Source organism: Mycobacterium sp. IDUB_3, from assembly GCF_055419585.1.
Window position 1 is genome coordinate 3,367,454 of record NZ_JBVAXZ010000001.1, and the last position, 18,802, is coordinate 3,386,255.

Annotated in this window: 14 protein-coding genes and 1 pseudogene; 5 read left to right on the forward strand and 10 right to left on the reverse strand. The window is 66.2% G+C overall.

Annotation, left to right across the window (positions count from 1 at the left end; translation table 11 throughout):
• Positions 1-100 precede the first annotated feature (100 nt).
• Positions 101-1,246, reverse strand: coding sequence for a catalase family protein (locus tag ACZYVJ_RS15580; protein WP_463833011.1), 1,146 nt, complete (start codon positions 1,244-1,246; stop codon positions 101-103).
• Positions 1,247-2,998, reverse strand: a pseudogene (locus ACZYVJ_RS15585) (peroxidase family protein); the annotation flags it as partial.
• A 1,094-nt stretch (positions 2,999-4,092) separates the two neighbouring features.
• On the opposite strand from ACZYVJ_RS15585, the gene ACZYVJ_RS15590 reads away from it, so the two are divergent.
• The 4 genes from ACZYVJ_RS15590 to ACZYVJ_RS15605 all read left to right on the forward strand — a co-directional run bounded on the left by ACZYVJ_RS15590 (position 4,093) and on the right by ACZYVJ_RS15605 (position 9,778).
• Positions 4,093-5,613, forward strand: a complete 1,521-nt coding sequence (locus tag ACZYVJ_RS15590) for a S8 family peptidase (protein ID WP_463831843.1) — start codon at positions 4,093-4,095, stop codon at positions 5,611-5,613.
• Between the two features lie 20 nt (positions 5,614-5,633).
• The gene (locus ACZYVJ_RS15595; RefSeq protein ID WP_463831844.1) at positions 5,634-6,905 is read left to right on the forward strand and encodes a serine/threonine protein kinase; all 1,272 of its coding nucleotides are present in this window, start codon (positions 5,634-5,636) and stop codon (positions 6,903-6,905) included.
• A gap of 120 nt (positions 6,906-7,025) precedes the next feature.
• Positions 7,026-7,364 carry a hypothetical protein gene (locus ACZYVJ_RS15600; protein ID WP_463831845.1) on the forward strand — a complete coding sequence of 113 codons (339 nt, stop codon included), beginning with the start codon at positions 7,026-7,028 and terminating at the stop codon, positions 7,362-7,364.
• 95 nt (positions 7,365-7,459) lie between these two features.
• Positions 7,460-9,778 (forward strand): hypothetical protein, encoded by a 2,319-nt coding sequence (locus ACZYVJ_RS15605; protein WP_463831846.1) that lies wholly within the window; start codon positions 7,460-7,462, stop codon positions 9,776-9,778.
• A gap of 237 nt (positions 9,779-10,015) precedes the next feature.
• Here ACZYVJ_RS15605 and ACZYVJ_RS15610 read toward each other — a convergent pair whose 3' ends face one another.
• Positions 10,016-10,240 carry a hypothetical protein gene (locus ACZYVJ_RS15610; RefSeq protein ID WP_463831847.1) on the reverse strand — a complete coding sequence of 75 codons (225 nt, stop codon included), beginning with the start codon at positions 10,238-10,240 and terminating at the stop codon, positions 10,016-10,018.
• 39 nt (positions 10,241-10,279) lie between these two features.
• On the reverse strand, positions 10,280-10,645 hold the full coding sequence (locus tag ACZYVJ_RS15615) for a nuclear transport factor 2 family protein (RefSeq protein WP_463831848.1): 366 nt from the start codon (positions 10,643-10,645) through the stop codon (positions 10,280-10,282).
• 64 nt (positions 10,646-10,709) lie between these two features.
• Between ACZYVJ_RS15615 and ACZYVJ_RS15620 the strand changes: the two genes are divergently transcribed.
• Positions 10,710-11,171, forward strand: coding sequence for an SRPBCC family protein (locus ACZYVJ_RS15620; protein ID WP_463831849.1), 462 nt, complete (start codon positions 10,710-10,712; stop codon positions 11,169-11,171).
• A gap of 26 nt (positions 11,172-11,197) precedes the next feature.
• Here the strand turns inward: ACZYVJ_RS15620 and ACZYVJ_RS15625 are convergent, their stop codons facing one another.
• The 6 genes from ACZYVJ_RS15625 to ACZYVJ_RS15650 are packed head-to-tail and all read right to left on the reverse strand — an operon-like array spanning position 11,198 to position 18,693.
• Positions 11,198-12,358, reverse strand: a complete 1,161-nt coding sequence (locus tag ACZYVJ_RS15625; protein ID WP_463831850.1) for an NDMA-dependent alcohol dehydrogenase — start codon at positions 12,356-12,358, stop codon at positions 11,198-11,200.
• Between the two features lie 51 nt (positions 12,359-12,409).
• Positions 12,410-13,891, reverse strand: coding sequence for an acyl-CoA synthetase (locus tag ACZYVJ_RS15630; RefSeq protein ID WP_463831851.1), 1,482 nt, complete (start codon positions 13,889-13,891; stop codon positions 12,410-12,412).
• Entirely contained in the window at positions 13,888-14,670 is a 783-nt protein-coding gene (locus ACZYVJ_RS15635; RefSeq protein ID WP_463831852.1) for an SDR family NAD(P)-dependent oxidoreductase, read from the reverse strand. The genes ACZYVJ_RS15630 and ACZYVJ_RS15635 overlap by 4 nt, the downstream gene beginning before the upstream one ends.
• Positions 14,663-16,309 carry an AMP-binding protein gene (locus ACZYVJ_RS15640; protein WP_463831853.1) on the reverse strand — a complete coding sequence of 549 codons (1,647 nt, stop codon included), beginning with the start codon at positions 16,307-16,309 and terminating at the stop codon, positions 14,663-14,665. Before ACZYVJ_RS15640 ends, ACZYVJ_RS15635 begins: the two co-directional genes overlap by 8 nt.
• Before the next feature lie 21 nt (positions 16,310-16,330).
• Positions 16,331-17,071: a GntR family transcriptional regulator gene (locus tag ACZYVJ_RS15645; protein ID WP_463831854.1), complete on the reverse strand. Its 741-nt coding sequence runs from the start codon at positions 17,069-17,071 to the stop codon at positions 16,331-16,333.
• Entirely contained in the window at positions 17,071-18,693 is a 1,623-nt protein-coding gene (locus ACZYVJ_RS15650) for an SMP-30/gluconolactonase/LRE family protein (protein ID WP_463831855.1), read from the reverse strand. The genes ACZYVJ_RS15645 and ACZYVJ_RS15650 overlap by 1 nt, the downstream gene beginning before the upstream one ends.
• Positions 18,694-18,802 lie beyond the last annotated feature (109 nt).

The window sequence follows — 18,802 nt, forward strand, 5'->3', positions numbered from 1 at the left end:
GCCCAGAGAGTTCGCTGGTGAACGCAAATTAACGCTGCGTCCACTGCTCACCGCCTGTGCCGCGTGGGCTCGGGTCGAGGCGGTAAGCGGGCCAGCGCTGTCAATGGGGCAGGTCGGCGACAGTTGGCTCGAGGAGGGGGACATCGTTCTTCTCATGGCGGAACGTGCTGGATGCTTCGTAGACCTTGAGTTTGAGGCGGTTGATGGGGCCCAGCGGTCGGTGGGCGGCCAGGCCGCGCCACGAGTTGTACGACAGCACGTCGTCGCCGAACCGACGCCGGTCGGGGGAATCCGGGTTCTGTTGCGGGTAGCTGAGTTTGGCCACGCCGATGTGTGGGCTGAGTTCTTCGGGCCACGGCACGGTGGCGTCCTCGATGGGCATCCTGGACAGGTCGGTGCACAGCTGGGCCCGCAGCTCGAATTCGGCGCTGTTCGTCGCGAAGAACTCGAACACCTGATTGCGGTAAGCGTCGTAACCGGCATCGGCCGGCAGCGGCTGGCCGGCTAGCGTCGTCACCGATTTCGACAGCGGCGCAATTTCAAATTTGGCGACATGATCGCCCCACCGGATGGGAGCCGACGAATAGAAATTCTGCCCGAGGATGTGGGTGTTGGGTTCGATAAAAATCTCCACGGCGTTGGGCATCGCCATCCCCACGTGGCCCAGGACGGACTTGGCCCGCGTGAGCAGCGCGCCCAAAGCGGTAAGCGCGGGATCGGACAACCGAGCCAATATCCACGCCAGCGGCATGCCCCGGCGCAGGTATGCCCGCACGTCGGCAAAGGGGAATTCGCGGTGGGTCACCAGCAGAAAGTCCTGAGTGGCGGCGTCATCGTCGGCCAGAATGCGCTCGCCGGGTTCGTCCAGTAGCACCTTGATCGCAAGGCCGTGCACCCCGCGTATCTGGTCACTTCGGATGACCCCGGAGGTGGTGGACAGCCGGGTGATCACCGGGTAACTGCGTGGCTCAGAGAACAAGCCTTGAGCCAACTCAGGACGCAGGTCGGGGTAGACCGTGAGCTCACCGCGCAGCACAGCCAGCGTCTTGGCGTGGGCGTCGCGCAGCCCGTGATGAAACTTCTTGTACGCCCATTCGTTGTTGCCGTGCAACGACTTCACGATTGCGTCGATCTCGCGATCCTCCTCGCCGCCCGGCTGTTCGAGCGCGTCGCTGTAGGGGACGTAGGTGGGCTGCGTGCCCGGTGGCGGCGGGTAGCGGCGCGCGGTGGTCGGCGGCGGGGAGATCCGCGTCGACGGCCGTACGGGCGTTGTGGGCCAAGGGGCGAACGGGTTGTCGACCGATCGCAGGGTGGGCTCCAGGGCTGGGAAATGCCGCACCAGGGTGGTGCGCAAGGAGTTGGTTCGTACCCACGCCATGCCGGCCTCGGTGTACGTCGCCGGGGTGAAATCGGTGGTGAAAAAGCGGTCGCTTCGTAGTCGGCGGGAGGCCATCAGGATGAAAATTCGGAAGGCGGTGTCGCTGAACCCGAAACCGGCCGGCTTGGGTTCGGCGTACAGGCCGACCATGAGGTCAACGCGTTCGACGTCGCCATAGATCTGGCGAAGCTCTTCGGCCCACACCGGGTTGTCGGTGAGATCCTCGAAGGTGGCGGCCGGCTTGAGTCGGAGCATTCGCCGAAAGGTGTTGTAGCGCGGCACCCCGCGCTCCCGGATCCGCAGGATGTCCGCGGCGGCCAGGTCGATGGGAATGTCGTTGACCCGGTGGAAGTCCTGCAGGTGGACGGGGAAGTTGTGCAACGTGATCTCGCCCGGGTGAGCCACGCCCATCGAATAGAGCAGGTCGTCGGCCGGCCACTGCGCCAGGCGCTCTCGAACGTTGGGCACGGCCAAGTCCGGGAGTTGGTACTGCGCCAGCTCTTCGTCGTTTTGCAATGAGCGCACCGTGTAGTCGTCGGGGATCAGGGGATGCATGCGGTAGACGGCGACGAATTCCTCGGTCAGCGAATAGGGCACGCCGTCGTGATCGGTGGGCGATCCGGGGATGCCCTGCAGCACTTCGTTGGGGGTGATGCGGCCGAAGCGCTCCTCGAAGCGCTGCCCGAGCACCCCAAACCAGTTGGCCCGCATGGCCGACCCGGTGGTGGGGTGGGCGATGATTGCCGGGGTCCACTCCAAGGTGTGGATCTTTGCCATCAGCGCCGCGTTGACCAGACGCGCTTTGTCGTACAGCTGCTGGTCACTCAGCTGGGGATACTGCTGGTGCAGCTCGCGACAGATTGCGTTGTGCTCACGCAGGAACAGCGAGTGCAGCAGCGCCAGTCCGACCCAGAAGTTGGCCCGGACCGCGCCGTGCGGGTCGAGGTAGGTCTCGAGTTCCTCCGGATGCAGGCCGACGTCGTCGATCCTGACCTGTCCCAGCTCGCCGGTGCGCAGACCATCGGCGAATCCCTTTGTGTTGCCGTAGATTTGGGATCCATCCCACCAGTGGGTGTCCTGCGTTACGAACGTCGGCGGCCCGGACGCGTCCGGGCTGGGGTCCGGTGGCGTCCGTTTGATGGTCATCGTCGGCTCGGGCCACGGATCGGGAGCCTCGATGGGGATCTCCCAGGGATTGTCACTGATGGTGCCGTGGCTGAACCAATCATGGACCTCGAACTGGATCCACGCGGCGGCTAATAAGTTCAGGGTGGTGGCGGGTTTGAACGTGTCGCGGGTCAGCAGTCGTCGGCTGATCACGCGCGGGTTGGGTTCCAGGATGCGGTCGGGCCCATCGGGATAGGTCAATTCGACGGCGACGTTTCGGCCGAATCGACTGCCCAACGATCCCATCAGCGGATACTGCAGGTCGTTGTTCGTCCCATCCAGGGTGCGGCCATCGCGAAAGGAAGTGATGTCGTCGCCCGGCGGCGGGCGGTCATCGCGTCCGCGGCCGGTGTCGTAGAGATTGTGGGCCCGCAGCTGCTCCCGCAATCCGATGAGGACCGCCAGCCCTAACGGTTTGGGAAGCCGGGACCATCCGATCCACCGGTCGGTCATCTCTGCTACTCGCGCCAGCTGATCGACGAGCATCATGGTTGCCTCCACTTAACGGATGCGGCTGGCACACTGTCCCGGGTGACCGCACGGCAGCGATTAAATATCGCGCGCCGCCATTTCGCAGGGAGCGCTGCGGTGTCGTCGCGTCTCGCACACACGGTGCTCCCCGTTGTGGCCTGCCGTTGGTAGCTGAAGCTGCAGTGGACACTAACAGTTCGTCGGGCGTGGGGAGGGCGGTTGTGTCGGGCGGTGGTGAAGTGGCATCGCGGGTATCGGGCACCTCTGGTGCCGCTGCCGTGCGGCGGCCTCGGCGCTTCACACCCAAGCACTCGGTTCGCTGACCCCATCAGCCTTCCTTCGGGTCTATCCAAAGAGCAGAGCGACCCGAACGCTAACGACGGTTTGGCCGGTGCGCACGGGTAGTCGACTACCCGACTACCCGATGTGCTCGCCGCCGTCCGGCGGCGCCGCGTTCGATTGACCACCGCACGCTGGGTTGTTGACATCAGGGGAGGCCGGCTGCGTGGGTGAGGCCGCGATTGCGTAGTGGGAGAGCCCGGGGTGCTGATATCACCGCAAAAGTCTAGGTGGCCGTTGATAATTCGCCCATCTGCCGACCGCGCTATCTGGACACGAAGTATGCGCCCGGCAAGCCGGCGCCTACGCCGAATCGCCGGACAATACTTGGGAATCCGGCACGGACGACCCGCCACCCAAGGAGGTCACAGCCGATCGAGTAGTCGGCTACCCGTGAAATCAACCCGGCGCGGGGCGATCATCGAGGTCGGCCAACCAACATCGCGACGACGGAGGTCGAGATCGGCGGATTTCGATATGCCGCGGTATCGATCTCGGCTGCCATGTCGCCGCGGTTTGGCCGGCTTGGACGCAAACCCGCTTGCGAATGCGAACGACCTGCTAGACAAGGACCAACGGTGGTATGCGAAATGCCGGCTGAGCTGCCGTGGCGGCACCGCCGCCTGACGGTGACCAGTTTGACGGGTCCCTCAGCTCGGGTGATTAGGGGCGTCGGCCGGTGAGAGGAGGAGCGATGTCAATCAGACAGGTCTTCGTTGCGGCAACAGGGTGTGGCGATGGAAGCCGCTGAGCCCGGTCGGGTGCCAACCAATTCGTTGATCAGTCCCCTGGCGGTGCGGACCGCAGAGGAGCTGACGCCCGAGCAGGTGACGATGACGGTGACTCATGTCGATGACGACACGAAGGTCACCACGCGCATGGTCCTCCTCGAGTTGCGATTCAACCCCGGCGACAACCCGAGGGCCGTGAACAATCGGTTCCGAAAGCTGTGGCGGACGGTGTTTTCGGGCACCTCGGCACCGCCCGCGCCGGCGTTGGTGGCCCGACACTACTGGCGCTGCGTGCTGACCACCGAGCAGATGCGGGCGTTGGCCGCAGCCGACGTCGCGGCGGCCGAAAGTAGCTCACCGCGGGGTGTCCCGGCGATCTACCGCATCTGGCCCGACTATGTGATGCGGGGCCACCTGGACCGCTCGGTCACAACCGTCAAAGCTGATGCCGCCGTGCGGACCTACGGCTGCGCCGGCAACGGCATCGTTTGGGCGGTACTGGATTCGGGTATCGACGCCAGACATCCGCACTTCACTCGGTACGCCAACCTCACCGATCCGCTGGTAAAGCAGTGGCACCGCGACTTCACTGTCGGCAACACCACGCGCGGCGGGCCGTTGACTGACGCTTATGGCCACGGGACACACGTCGCCGGCATCATCGCCGGCGTGGCGCCCGACAACGACGAACTGCTGATCGCATCCAACGAACCCACCGATCAAGATCTGCCGCGGTGGGCCCTTCGCACGCTGGCCCCGGGAACCGCGCTGAGCGGGGTTGCGCCGCAGACCAAACTGGTCAGCCTCAAAGTGCTTGACGACGACGGCAATACGGTGTCCAGCGCGGTGCTCGACGCGATCGACTGGGTGCGCCGCGTCAACTCCGGCGGTCGCAGCATTCAAATCCACGGTGTGAATCTATCGCTGGGTTCGGATTGGCCGCCGTCGGACTGCGCGGCCGGTCAAAGCCCGATCTGCCGAGAGCTCGATCTGCTCGCCGCCACCGGGGTGGTAGTCGTGGTGAGCGCCGGTAACGCCGGTGCGGCCGGAACGCTGAGCGGACCAAGCAGCGATGTGCGGGGGCAGCTGTCCACTATCACCGACCCGGGCAATACGGCCTCGGCGATCACCGTTGGCTCGGTGCATCGCTACAAGCCGCACACGTACGGCGTCAGTTTCGACTCCTCGAAGGGTCCGACCCTCGATGGGCGAAAGAAGCCGGACGTGGTGGCTCCCGGTGAGCGCATCACCTCGGCTGCAACGGGTTCGTTCGTTGCGGGCGTGGATGTGCTGGCGCCGAACAATCCCAAGCACGTGGCCCGCTACCGCGAAGATAGCGGAACATCGATGGCCGCCGCGCACGTGTCGGGGGCGGCCGCGGCGTTCATGTCGGCTCGCACCGAATACATCGGACAGCCGCAACTGATCAAGCAGCTGCTCATGGATAGCGCTACCGATTTGGGCCGCCACGAGTTCTATCAGGGTGCAGGTCTGATCGACCTCATGCGCGCCCTGTCCAACGTGTAGATGATGTGGAGGTTCATGCGATGACGACAATTCAGGGATTGCCTTACTACGAGGTCGATTTCAACGCCGACGGCAGTCTCAACAGCGCCACCGGCGCCGGCTCCGGCGGCCTGCCCGAGGCGATCGCCGCCGGCGGTATCTCCGACCTGTTCGTGTTCTCCCACGGATGGAACAATGGCGTCGACTCCGCCCGCGACCTGTATGCGGCGATGTTCGGCCTCCTCGCTGATCAGTTGGGCGCCCGGGCAGCCACCAGCGCTGCTACCGGAATCATCTGGCCCTCACTGCTGTTCCCTGACGACGATCCGGCCACCGCCAAACCGGTGCCCTCCACCGGCGCCGAACTGACGACCGCCCTGAGTCCGGCTTTCCCCGACCAACAGCAGGACCTGACCACGATAGGCGCCTTGCTGGATCAAAAGCCGCAGGATCCGGTCAAGCTGAGCCAGTTCCACACGCTGGCTGGCGGTTTGGTGACGACCGAGTCGGACGCGGTCGAGGATCACGGCGAAACCGCTTTCCTCAAGGATTCCACGGCCACCGTGTTGTCATACGCCGGCGCAATGGCACCCAAGGCCGCCAGCGGCGCCATGGGCGGCGCCAATCTCTTCACGACGATGTGGTCGGGTGCCCGGGAGGTGTTGCGCACGCTGAGTTACTACGAGATGAAAAACCGGGCCGGAGTGGTGGGCCAGCAGGGGCTGGGCCCGCTGCTGGCTGACCTGGCACAGCGCGACGCCGCGCTGCGGATTCATTTGATGGGACACAGTTTTGGCGCACGGCTGGTGTCGTACGCGCTGGCCGGCCTCGGCGACGGGCATACCGGCGAAAATAGCCCGGTCAAGTCACTGACCCTGATCCAAGGCGCGTTCTCCCACTTCACTTTCGCCGACAGCCTGCCGTTCAACCCCGGTCGCTCCGGTGCCCTGTCCGGCTATGGTGACCGGGTCGACGGGCCGTTGCTGTCGACGTTCACCGCGGCCGACCGTGCCGTCGGATGGTGGTATCCGACGGCGAGCATGCTCAGCCGCCAAGACAGTGAGAACGCCGCCGACTTGACCTACCGGTGGGGAGCGATGGGCCATGACGGATATCAGCGCGACCCTGCCCCGGCGGTCGTGCCGTTGGCCCCGGTGGGCTCTCGCTACGAGTTTGCGTCCGGCCAGTTCTATGCGCTGGACAGCAACCGGATCATCTGTGCTAACCAGTCGGCATTCAGCGGTGCGCACAGTGACATCCGCCATCCCGAGGTGCTGTGGGCAGTCCTCGATGCAGCCGGTCTGGCCGGCTGAGACCCTTCGCCGGCGAAGTGAGTAGCGCACTACGCTATCGGCCGTAGGGCGGCTGCGGACAGCATCGAAGACGACCAGCATGGAAACGCTGGCGAATTGGAAGCCCGAAAGGCAGCAGCCGTGTCCGCAACCATCGTTTTCGACCAGCAGGTCACCTTTGTCACTGATCCGGTAAACCCCTGCGCTGGTGGCGATTTCACCGTTGTCTGGCAGGAGAAGAATATCGGTGCGGACGCCTCCACCGACTACCAGGACATCTTCGACCTCGATGATCGGGGCAGCGGGGACAGCCAATCACTTTCGTGTGATCCGCTGTTGCCCGGGCAGAGCGCGATGCGCTCGTTGACGTTCAACCTGCCCGCCGGCGACTATCGGATGAGCCTGGTTATCAATGGATCCGGCCCTATCGATCTGGGCAACGTGATCGTCGGCGAATGCTCCGCCGCCGCGCAGCAGTAGCTCGTCATGACGACATCCGACGAATCGAACCCAGCCGGCCGACCCAACCGGCCGCGGCCCCCATTCATTCATTTCAGCCGCCTGCAGGAGTACTCATGACCAGTTCTGAAACCACCGCCCCCGCAACACCGATCGACCAGATCCGGACGCTGGCATTCCACGACGAGTCGATCGGCATGGGATTCAATAGCCACACCGGCCAGGCCGTGGGTACCGCCCTGCAAGGTTTCACCGTCGGCGTCGATCCCGCCGCCTCCGGCCAGGAAGTGATCGCTGAGATCACCGTTGTCAATTCCCACGAAGAACTCATGGACAAGATGTCGATGTCCTTCTCGCTGCAGGGCCGCTATGAGTTCTTTTCGGGCTCAACCAAAGCCAGCTTCTCCGAGCAAACCAATATCAACTCGACGTCGACGTTTCTGCTGGCTCGATGCGTGGTGAAGAATCCGTTGACCCGCGGCCAGAACTTCGCCGTCAAACCGGATGCTTCAGAATTGCTGAAAACCAGTGACGGCGAAGATACTTTCACCCGCGCGTTCGGGGACAGCTGCGTGCGCGGCCTGCAGACCGGGGGCGAGTTCTACGCGGTCATCCGCATCACCTCCCAGTCGACTGTGACCCAGAAGGACCTGGCAACCTCGCTGAACGCCGCGGCCGACATGTTGGTCGCCTCGGCTGACTTCAAAGCACAGTTCAACACCGCCAACACCAGCTCGGCCACGCGGTCGGAATACACCGCGACGATGTATCAGCGTGCCGGCAGCGGCGAGACGATCTCCCCGACGGTCACCATCGACGACATCGCCGCTCGCTACCACCAATTCCCGCAGATCGCCAGGGACAACCCGGTCGCGTTCGAAACCGAGGTGGCCACCTACGACACGTTGCCGCTGCCCCTTCCCACCCCCGAGGAACGCGAGGACTTCCGGGCCGCGCTCGCCGATGCCCGCGACCGCAAGATGCGTTACATCCAATCCCGCAACGACGCCGACTTCGCCCGCGCGAACCCCCAATTTTTCACCGGTCTTCCTCCCGATGCCGTGCTGGGCGCCACGTCGGCGAGCTACACCGCGTTGATCAACGCCGTGATCGATCACGCGGTGCGCCTGTCGAAGGGCCAATTCGACTCACCCCAGTTTTTCGACCCGCAGAAATGCACGCCGCCGCTGACCGAGCCGCAGCCGATCATCTTCACACGTGCGCCGGCACCGCCCGCGCCGGTGACCCCGCCGGGACCCGGCTGGAAGACGACCACGATCGACACCCACGGTGCAATGTTCCCCGTCGACGCCTATGTCAGCCCCAACGGTGTCGTCGTGGACAACCTGGGCCGGATGACGGTGCTGCCGGGTGACGGTCGGGGCTTGTCGACGATCCCCGGGGCCAGCTTCCGGGCGGGCGGATTCGCCAACCAGATCACCGAACTCACCACCTCCGAGGACGGGTTGTTGGCCGTCGACGTGAACGGCGGGCTCACCGTCGTGTGGGCGCCACGCGGGCAGTCACCAAGCCAGATCGCCCAGATCGGCGGGGGCGGGTTCGCTCCCGGCGGTCACGTCACGCGCCCGTTCGTATCGGTGTGCCTGACCGTGGGCGCCGACGGCGTGCTCAAGGTGATCTGGTTGCCGGCTGCCCAGCCGTTCGGCCAGGCCGACATCCAGCAGGCCGGCGGGGCGAAATTCGTCGCCGGTCAGCCGCTGACCATGCCGATGGAGGTCGCGGCCGGCACCCTGTCAGCACTGGCCATCGACGCAAACGGCACTCTGATGGAGATTGTGGTCGGCGAAAGCCCGGCGCCCCCCGCTGTCCGCCCCGTTGCGGGCGCGCCGGCGTTCCCAGCGGGTGCCCGAATCAGCGACCCGACCGTCTTCGGTGTGCCGACCGCCTTCTGTGTAGACACTCAGGGACGATTGACCGGGATCTTCCGGGCGCCCAACCAGGGCTGGCAGACCCAGGCGGTGACCCCGCCGGGCGCCTATGCTCAGGGCACCTCCATCAGCCGCCTGTCGGGGGTGACGTTCCGGCCGCCCGGTGCCCCGCAGCCGGTCGCCGCGCCGCTGAGGAGCGCGTTCGCCGTCAATGCCGCCGGTGCGCTCACAGTGATCTCGATGCGGGCCAAGACGGAGTTCGACTCCCCGCGATTCGACGTTCTCGCTGGAGCGAGCTTCCCGACCACCGCTCGGCCCGTGCCCGGGCTGGCCAGCAACAACAGTGAGGTGGTCGGGTTCGCGGTCGACAACGATGGCCGCGTCATGCAGTACGCCTTCAGCGGTCAGACCCAATCCTGGGAACTGTCACCCATTTCGGAAGCCCTGTACCCGCCCGGCGCCGCCGTCAGCGACCACGCCAGCACCCCCAATCATTGCTTCCTCATCGACAAGGTCGGCCTAGCACACACCATCGCCTTCCAATGAACGGCCAAACCTGTCTTCGTGAAAGGTCCTCCAAGCCGGCATTGCCGGTCAAGGCCGAAAGCTCAGCCGCCTCGGCCCTGCCTGCCCGAAGTTTCGGGGTGCGACGAGCGGCCGGCCGAGCATTGCAGTTGGAACGCGATTCTGCGACAGCCTCATTCGCGTGGTAAGCCCGCAAAACACGAATGCGCGGTAGCCGTCGGACGGCTACTCGCGCTTTATTGGGGCGACGAGAATTCGCTACAGAATTCGGTGGTGTGCCCTGTCAACCTGGTACCCGGCCGGGAACGACTTCTCGATGACCTGCAGGTGGTGGTCCACCCTGGACTCCAGCTCGAGAACCACACAGCTATCGCCGAGCGCTTTTGATTCGAGAACTATGTACCGCTGACCACAATCGGTGATCGGGTCGCCCGAGTGCAATTTCTCGACCGGCACCGACTCCGGAGTTCCATCTGCCTCCATCCATGACACGTTAGGTCAATTCGATGGGGGAGGGAATAGTCAGCCGGCGGGCCGCTGCTTGAAGAACACGCTGACGTGAGAGATCAATCCGTCATCGTCTTGCTCGAACAGAATGCATTCGGGCCACGTGGTCGCGACGCCGTCGATCTCGAAGGTCTCGGACAGCTCGGCGTAGGACACCCGGCTGTCCACGTGCGAGACCCGCCGCACCTGCAACCGATGGCCCTCCAGCTCGGTGCACACCTTGCGCAGGAAGGCGACATAGCGCGCCTTGCCCTCGACCACGTCGCAGAACGGGCCCTCCCGGGTCAGGCCGTCCTCGGCGATGGTGTCGGCCAGTCCGTCCCAGTCGTGAGCGGCCAGGCATTCCAGGTAACGCTCGACCACTTGACCTTGCGTGCCCATGTCTTCTCCCTCGGTCGTGGGTCCACGGTAAGCGCGGCGCCCCCGTCGGGCTAGGTTCTTTCTCATGAGCTGGTGGACCGTCCACGCCGATCGGACGCTGAGCGAGCACGTGCCCGCGCCGCCCGACGCCGTCCGCGACTTCTACGTGGACCTGAACAACATCAGGCTCGTGCACCCGCTGATCGTGTCGGTGAAAACGGTGTCCCGCAGCGAAACCCCGGACGGCTACCAGCAGACGTACCGCGTGGTCGACCGAATTCCACTGGGGCCGTTGACTATACGCACCAGCTATCAGGCGCTGCTGCGGGTGCCCGCCCACGGTGACGTGCTGACCGAGGCCGATCAATCGCCCGGGGTGCGGTTGCGCGGCACGGTGAGTTTCGATCCGGTCGACGGCGGCACCCTTGTCACCGAGCGGATTTCGATCACCGCCCCGCGATTACTGGCCGGAGTGACCATCCGCGAAGGGGTCAAGGCGCACGTCAAGATGCTGGCCGGCATCCGGAGTCACTTCGAGTCCGGTTGACACCAATGCGCGGGCTGCGCCCCTGATCACACGGCGGCGAAATCGATCACGCCGCGAATGTTGCGGCCCTCCCGCAGGTCTGTCATCGCCTCGTTGATCTGGTCGAGTCGATAGTGGCGGGTGACCAACTCGTCGAGTTTCACCGCGCCGGCCTGGTACATCGACAACAGCATCGGCACGCTGGTACGCGGATTCATCCCGCCGTACAGCGCTCCCCGCAGTTGTTTGGCCGACAGCGTCATCTCCTGCAGCACCAGCGGAACCGGGGGCTCGGTGAACGGGGTGATGCCGGTGAGCACACAGACGCCGCCCTTGCGAAGCAGCGCCATCGCCAACGGCAGCAAGTCGACGTGCACCACGCCGGGGCAGATCACTACGCGGTCCGCCATCAGGCCGGCGGTGATCTCATTGACCAGCGGCGTCGCTTCCTGCGCGGAGGCGGCGGTGTGCGTGGCGCCGAAGACCTTGGCCGAATCCCGCTTGGACTCAACCGGATCCACCGCGACGACATACTTCGCACCGACGGCGCGCGCCCCTTGCAGGGCGTTCATCCCGACGCCACCGGCGCCGATGACGACGACGGTGTCACCGGGTTCGGTGCCCGCCGATATCGTCGCGGAACCCCACCCGGTGCTGACCCCGCACGAGACGAGCGAAGCGGCATGGAACGGGATCGCGTCATCGATCTTGATCACCGACCTCTCCGACAGCACCGCATATTCGGCGAATGTGCCGAGTTGCCCATAGGCCAGCAGGTCTTCGTCGCCCAGGTGCCGGCGGCACGTTCCGTCGGTGGGCATCTCCCGGACGAACAGGCTCGCGCCGATGTCGCAGATGTAGCTCTGCCCGTTCACGCAGAAGCGGCAACTGCCGCACGCCGGAATGAACGACAGCGCCACGTGGTCCCCGGGCTGTACCGATGTCACGCCTGGCCCGACCTCCTCGACGACACCGGCACCTTCGTGCCCGCCGAGCAGCGGGAACCAGTCCGGTGCCGGCTGGCCGCTGGCGGCGACCGCCTCGGCCGTCGGGACCACGTCGCCGGTGAACAGGTGGTCGTCGGAGTGGCAGATTCCGGCGACGGCCATCCGCACCATGACTTCGCCCGCGTGGGGCGGGTCCAGCTCGATCTCACGGATCTCCCACTCCTGGCCCACCCCGCGGATGACAGCGGCACGACATTTCATTTGCGACCTCCCTTGATTTCTTGTGGCATTGCGGCGCCGTCCCTGCGGGATTCAGTGCGCCAGGCTGGCACGCAGTTCGCGCTTGAGCACCTTGCCGTAGCTGTTTTTCGGTAGCTCATCGACGAATTCGTAACGCTTGGGCCGTTTGAACCGGGCGATGCGCTCCAGCAGATGCGCGTCCAGCGCTGCGGGCTCGACGGGATCGTCTGTGCCGACGATGAACGCGACCACGATCTCACCCCACTCGGCGTCAGGGGTGCCGACCACACACGCCTCGGCGACGCCGGGATGTTCGAGCAGCACCTCCTCCACCTCGCGGGGGTAGATGTTGCTCCCGCCGCTGATGACGACGTCCTTCGACCGGTCCCGCAGCGTGAGAAAACCGCGCGCGTCGAACGAGCCCATGTCGCCGGTGTAGAGCCAGCCGTCTTTGAGTGCGGCGCGGGTGGCTTCGGGGTTCTCCCAGTACCCCGACATGACCGCGTCTCCGCGACAGACGATTTCGCCGATCTCGCCCGGCGGTGCCGGGCGGCCGTCCGGGTCCAGCACCGCGACCTCCATCCCGGATCGCGCGTAACCGACCGAACCCAGGATCGCGTCGTCGCCGGATTCGTGGTCGGCGCAACGCAACCCGGTGATGGTCATCGGCGACTCGCCCTGCCCGTAGATCTGCGCGAAGATCGGGCCGAACGTCGTGATCGCCTTGCGTAGGCTTTCGACGTACATGGGCCCGCCGCCGTAGACGATGGTCTTCAGATTGGCCGGACGGCCGCGTCGCGTGTCGACCAGCCGTTGCACCATCGTCGGGGCCAGGAATGCGCTGGCGGTCGGGTGGTGCTCGCAGAGATCCAGGAATTCGCCGGGATCGAATGCACCCGACTCCGGAAGGACCTGGCGGGCGCCGCGCAGCACATACGGAAGGATGTAGAGGCCGGAACCGTGTGACATCGGTGCCGCGTGTATCAGGCTGCAGTTCTCGTCGGGTGCGTCGATGTCGGCGAGGTGTGCGACCGTCATCGCCGTGAGGTTTCGGTGGGTCAGCATTGCGCCTTTGGACCGGCCGGTGGTGCCGCTGGTGTAGAACAGCCATGCCAGCGCCGACGGATCGGGGCGCGGGGGCGCCGACGGGCCGGTGGCGAATTGTGCTGAATAGCCTTCGGAGTCAATGATTTCCGTCGGCGTTCGGGTCATCGGCGCGAGCTCGGCGCCGATGGTCGACGAGGTGAACACCCGTGCGGCGCCCGCGTCGTCGAGTATCTGCGCCATCTCGCGTGGATGCAGCTTGTAGTTGATCGGGACGACGACGCATTCGGCGGCCCACGCCGCGAACATCAACTCGATGATCTCGGGGCGATTGTGGGTCGCGATCGCGATGCGGGCACCGGCACCGTGCTGCTGCCGGATCGACGCGGCCAGGCGTAACGCCCGGTCGCGCAACTCGATCCAGGTGCACACGCGGCGATCCCCCTGATACACCGCACCGCGATCGGGAAATCGGCTCGCGGCCTGATCGAGCAGCGCGAACAGATTCATTGTTCGATCCACCGTGCCGCCAGCGCCGACTCCGAAAGATACTTGGTCGAACTCCATCCGCCGTCGACGACGATGGTCTGGCCGTTGATGAAACTTCCGCCCGGTGAGCACAGGAACGCGACGGTGCTGGCGATGTCGTCGATGCGTCCCAGCCGCTGATGCGGCGTCATCTCGGTGTTGATTTTACGGAATCGCTCATCCTCCAAGCGCTTTTCGACCATCGGGGTCACGGTCACCCCGGGCGCTACGGCGTTGCAGCGGATGCCGGACGCCCCGTACTGGCAGGCGATGTGAGTGGTCAGCGCGGTCAGCCCGCCCTTGGCGGCAGAGTAGGCGCCGCCGCGCAGACCGCCGACCACCGCGAAGGTGGATGTCACGTTGATGATCGCCGAGCCGGGCGCCATGTGCGGCAACACGTCGCGGGCGAGCCGAAACGGAGCCCGCAGCATCAGCCCCAGGAAGTAGTCCAGGGTCTCGTCGTCGGTTTCGTGCAGCGGCTTGGGGCTGCCCACTCCGGCGTTGTTGATCAAGAAGTCGATGTGGCCCCACCGGCCAACCGCGAGGTCCACGATGCGGCGCGGCGCGTCATCGTCGGTGAGATCGACGGCAATTGTCGCGACGCGATCCGGATCGCCGACCGCACTTGCCAGTTCGGCCAGCCGAGCCTCGTCGCGTCCGGTGCCGACGACGGCCATGCCCATCTCGGCGAGTTTTGTGGCGCACCCCAGGCCGATACCGCTGCTTGCCCCCGTGACGATTGCGACCTGCATCTCACCCATCCTTAGTCTCGCGCGGCGACCCGCCGCGCCCGGCTTCGCCGCGCTCGCGATCGCCACGCATCAGCGACGCCCGGATCTGATGCTTGAGTACCTTGCCCGCGTCGTTCTTCGGCAGCGCGTCCCGGAGCACGACCTGTTCCGGGGCTTTGAATTTGGCGACGCCCTTGCTCACTAGCAGGGCAAGCAGGCTTGCGACGTCCGGGGTCGCCGCGCCCGCGGGGACGATCACCGCACAGGCCCGCTCACCGGTGCGGTCATCGGGCAGCCCGACGACCGCGATCTCGGCGATGCCGGGGTGGTCGGCGAGCAGGTCCTCGACCTCCTTGGCCGAGATGTTCTCGCCGCTGCGGATGATGACGTCCTTGGCCCGGCCGGTCACGACGAGGTACTGGCCATCGATCCAGCGGCCGAGATCGCCGGTGCGGAAAAAGCCTGCGGCATCGAAGGGGTCGTCCTCGGGATGCCGGTAACCCAGCAGCATCTGCGGTCCCCGGACACAGATCTCCCCGTCGCCGGTGGGCGCGGCCTCGTGCGCGACCAACTTGATCTCGGCAATTCCCGGCCTGCCATCGGTGTCCGCCGCGCGATCCGCTTCGTCCGGCCGGGGGGCGCCGACGGTCGCGACCGGCACCTCCGTGCAGCCGTATACCCGGGTGACCACCGCGCGATCGAAATACTCCGCGGCGCGGCGGATCAACGACGGCGACACGGACGCGCCCCCGCAGATGAACACCTTGAGGTCGGGCAGGCGGGTGCCGGCCCGCTGCGCGGCGGCTAACAGCTGTTGCAGAAACGGTGTGGCGCCAGCCATGTGGGTGCACCGATGCGAGTCCATCAGTGTGACTGCCTCGGCCGCGTCCCAGCGGTCCATCAGCACCGCCGTCGTGCCCAGCAGCAGCGGGCATTCGAAGGCGTATATCGAACCGCCGATATGGGCAACCGGCGACGGCACCAGGAACGTGTCGCCCGGGGCGATCGTCCAGTGGTCACGGATCTGACAGATGAGCGCGTGCATCGAATTATGGGTGTGCAGGACACCTTTCGGCCGGCTGGTGGTGCCGGAGGTGTACAGGATCATCCGCACGGCGTCGGGATCCAGCGCAGGCAGGGCCGCGTTTTGCGGCGGCAGGTCCAGCAGGGCCGCATACGGTGTGTGCGGCTCCGCGTCGCCGCGTAGCACCACCACCTCCGGCGGCGGGTCCATCGCGGCGGTCACGCGTTCCAGCATGGCCGCGTAGTCGTGCCCGCCGTATTGCCGCGGAACGAAAAGCATTGCGGTATCGGCATCTTGAAGGATGTAACGCAGATCGTGGTCGCGCAGCGAAGGCAGGATCGGGTTCACCACCATGCCGGCCAGCGTCGCGGCCAGGTAAATGACGGCGCTCTCGTACCAGTTCGGCAACATGAACGACACCACACTGCCCGTGGGGATGCGCATCAACAGGGCGCCGGCCAGCGCGCCGGCCTGAGCATGCAGCGTGGCGCAATCCAGCCGAACATCCTTGTCTACCAGTATTGTCCGCTGCGGCGATTCCGCCGCGGCGGTGCGCAGCGCATCGGCCAGCGTCGTGTGCACCCATAACCCGCGGCCGTAGGCCTCAGCCGCGTGCGCCGCATCCTGGGCGGTCCGGGCGATCACCGCGACCTCATCTCGGGCGCCCTATTCGTCCACGCGACGCATGGTCATCGCGTACCGGAACCTGGACGACAGGTGGGTGTTGATCGTCACCTGGGCCACCTCACCGTCGGAGGTTGTGTAGGTGCGCCGCATCTGCAGCGCGGCCGTGCCCGCTTCGACTCCGAGGCCGTCGGCCAGCTCCGGGGACAGCAGGACGGCGGCGATCTCCTGGTGCAACTGGGCGACGCTCACGCCGAAGAGGTCCTCGATCAACGGGAATATCGGGCCGGCGTGGCGTTGCAGCAGCCTGCCCACCGCCGCGAAACTCCGGTTGATGTAGTACTCCGTGCGGCACAACGGGACCGAAGCGTCGTCGGCCTGCCGGTAGCCGCGCACTGACAGCCACTGACTGCCCACCTCGAGGCCGGTCCGGGCGGCGAGGTCGTCGTCGACCGTCACCATCGCGTTGGATTCGATGGTCAGCTGCGCCCCGGCCGCGAACGCCAGGAGGTCGTCGATCGACATCGCGTCCTGGGCATAGGAACTCGACGCCGGCCGGGGAACCACCCGGGTGCCGGCGCGCGGCCGGGAGGCCACCAGGTTGTCCTCGCGCAACCGGCGCAGCGCCTCACGGATGGTGTAGCGGCTCACCGCAAAGCGCTCGCAGAGCTGGTGTTCGGTGGGCAACTGCGAGCCCACCGGGTAAACGCCGTCGACGATCTCCTTACGCAGCGTGCGCGCAATCTGAAGATAGCGGTGGTCACCCGCGATCGCCTGGGGCATCAGGGTCCGTCCGGCGTCGGGCGCAATGCCAGCACGCTGCCGTCGCCGTCGGCCGAGACGTAGAGCGTCCCGTCGGCCGCGGCGGCGATGCCGGCGAAGGGGCCCTGCGGGCCGGAGAACGGTGGCATGCCGCGCAGCGGCTTGGGCGTCACACCGGGCGGCGGGCTGACCGGCAGCCCTGCGGCGATCGTCTGCCGCGCGTCGGTGCCCAGATCGACCGCGATCAGCTCCTTGGCTCCGGCGTCGACGACGTAGAGCACACCGCCCCGCACCAGAATGCCTTGCGGGCGTTGCAGGTCGGCGGCAACGGTGTCGATCCCCGAACCGCTCACCCTGATCACCCGGCCTGCTCCGGCATCGGCGACCAGACACGCCCCGTCCGCGTCGACGGCGACACCCACCGGCTCACGTAGCCCGGTCGCCAGCACCTGGACATCACCCGATTGCAGCGACAGCAACCGCCCCGTGCCCAGCTCCGCGAACACCACACCGCTCGCGCTCACCGCGACGCCGTAGAGCTGGTCGAAACCGTCTGCCAGCACCTCGGTTTCGCTCGCTTCCGGCCGGTAACGGGCGACCTGGCCGCCGGACGTGGTGACGACGAATTCCCCGGGCCCGCTCGCCGCGACACCGCGCAGGAATCCGGGATAGCCGGGGCTGAACAACATTCCCGCGGTGTGCAGGGACCCATCGGGCAGGGCGACGTAGAAGTACGTGCCGTCGGCGATGTAGAGCTGCCCGTCGTGGCCCACCGCCAGGTCCATCGGCCAGTTGAGGCCGCCCGCCAGCACGGATCGCGCTGTGCCGTCGGGGGATATCTCGGTGATTTCGCCGGTGAAATTGGATACGAACAGCCGGTCGCCGACGAAGGTGCAGTTGTCCAGGCCCGGGGTCAGTTGGGCGAGCACGCGTTGTTCGCCGCTGCGGGGATCGATGCGCAGCACCTGCCCGCTGGCCACCTGCGTCGAGACGATGTGACCCTGCGCGTCGAACTTGACCGAGTCGGGCACACCGAGATTGCCCGCCACGCGCTGCGGTTCGCCGCCGTTGGGGTCGATGCGCCAGATCTCGTTGGCGCCCATCACGGGGAAATACAACAGGCCGTCCGGGCCGACCTCCATCGCGTTCGGCGAGGGCACGTTCTCCAAGAGCACCCGCGGCGGTCCGCCCGCCAGGTCGAATTCCAGCAGCCGCCCACCCTCGCGGCATTCACCGATGAACAACCGGCCCTGGTGGAAGGTGATGCCGTTGGCGGACGGCACGTCGTCGCGCAGCACCCGCGTCCGGCCGCTGGTGTCGCGGACGCTCACCCGGCCGTCCATCACCTCGGTCGCGTACAGGTTGCCGTCGGCGTCGAAGGCGACGTCGTCGGGCGCGACGATGTCGCCGCCCTTGGGGCTGGCGGTCACCAGTTCGCCGGTGCGGTGATCCAGCGCGCTGATCTGACTGCCGGTCACCTGGGCGATGTAGATGCGGCCGTCCGGGCCGGTACGCAGACCGTTGGCGCCGAACAGCCGACTGGGCGCGGTGACCCGCTCCAACTCCCAGCCCTCGGCGACGCCGATCGGGTGCGACAGCGCATACCGCGAGGGCAGCGTTGAGGTGGCCCTTGAGGTGGACATGCTCGCCGAGGTCCTTCCGTCAGCCGTTTGGGCTGGACGCTATCAACTCCTCCTAGTCCAGACAATAGCCGCCGAAGGGTACCGAACCGACCTTGACAGCCAAGTCGAC

What these genes read in the sequence shown, in the direction of transcription:
- ACZYVJ_RS15590 (WP_463831843.1), top strand. Translation starts at nt 4,093, where the DNA reads ATGGAAGCCGCTGAGCCCGGTCGGGTGCCAACCAATTCGTTGATCAGT.
- ACZYVJ_RS15595 (WP_463831844.1), top strand. Translation starts at nt 5,634, where the DNA reads ATGACGACAATTCAGGGATTGCCTTACTACGAGGTCGATTTCAACGCC.
- ACZYVJ_RS15605 (WP_463831846.1), top strand. Translation starts at nt 7,460, where the DNA reads ATGACCAGTTCTGAAACCACCGCCCCCGCAACACCGATCGACCAGATC.
- ACZYVJ_RS15610 (WP_463831847.1), bottom strand. Translation starts at nt 10,240, where the DNA reads ATGGAGGCAGATGGAACTCCGGAGTCGGTGCCGGTCGAGAAATTGCAC.
- ACZYVJ_RS15615 (WP_463831848.1), bottom strand. Translation starts at nt 10,645, where the DNA reads ATGGGCACGCAAGGTCAAGTGGTCGAGCGTTACCTGGAATGCCTGGCC.
- ACZYVJ_RS15620 (WP_463831849.1), top strand. Translation starts at nt 10,710, where the DNA reads ATGAGCTGGTGGACCGTCCACGCCGATCGGACGCTGAGCGAGCACGTG.
- ACZYVJ_RS15625 (WP_463831850.1), bottom strand. Translation starts at nt 12,358, where the DNA reads ATGAAATGTCGTGCCGCTGTCATCCGCGGGGTGGGCCAGGAGTGGGAG.
- ACZYVJ_RS15630 (WP_463831851.1), bottom strand. Translation starts at nt 13,891, where the DNA reads ATGAATCTGTTCGCGCTGCTCGATCAGGCCGCGAGCCGATTTCCCGAT.
- ACZYVJ_RS15635 (WP_463831852.1), bottom strand. Translation starts at nt 14,670, where the DNA reads ATGGGTGAGATGCAGGTCGCAATCGTCACGGGGGCAAGCAGCGGTATC.
- ACZYVJ_RS15645 (WP_463831854.1), bottom strand. Translation starts at nt 17,071, where the DNA reads ATGCCCCAGGCGATCGCGGGTGACCACCGCTATCTTCAGATTGCGCGC.
- ACZYVJ_RS15650 (WP_463831855.1), bottom strand. Translation starts at nt 18,693, where the DNA reads ATGTCCACCTCAAGGGCCACCTCAACGCTGCCCTCGCGGTATGCGCTG.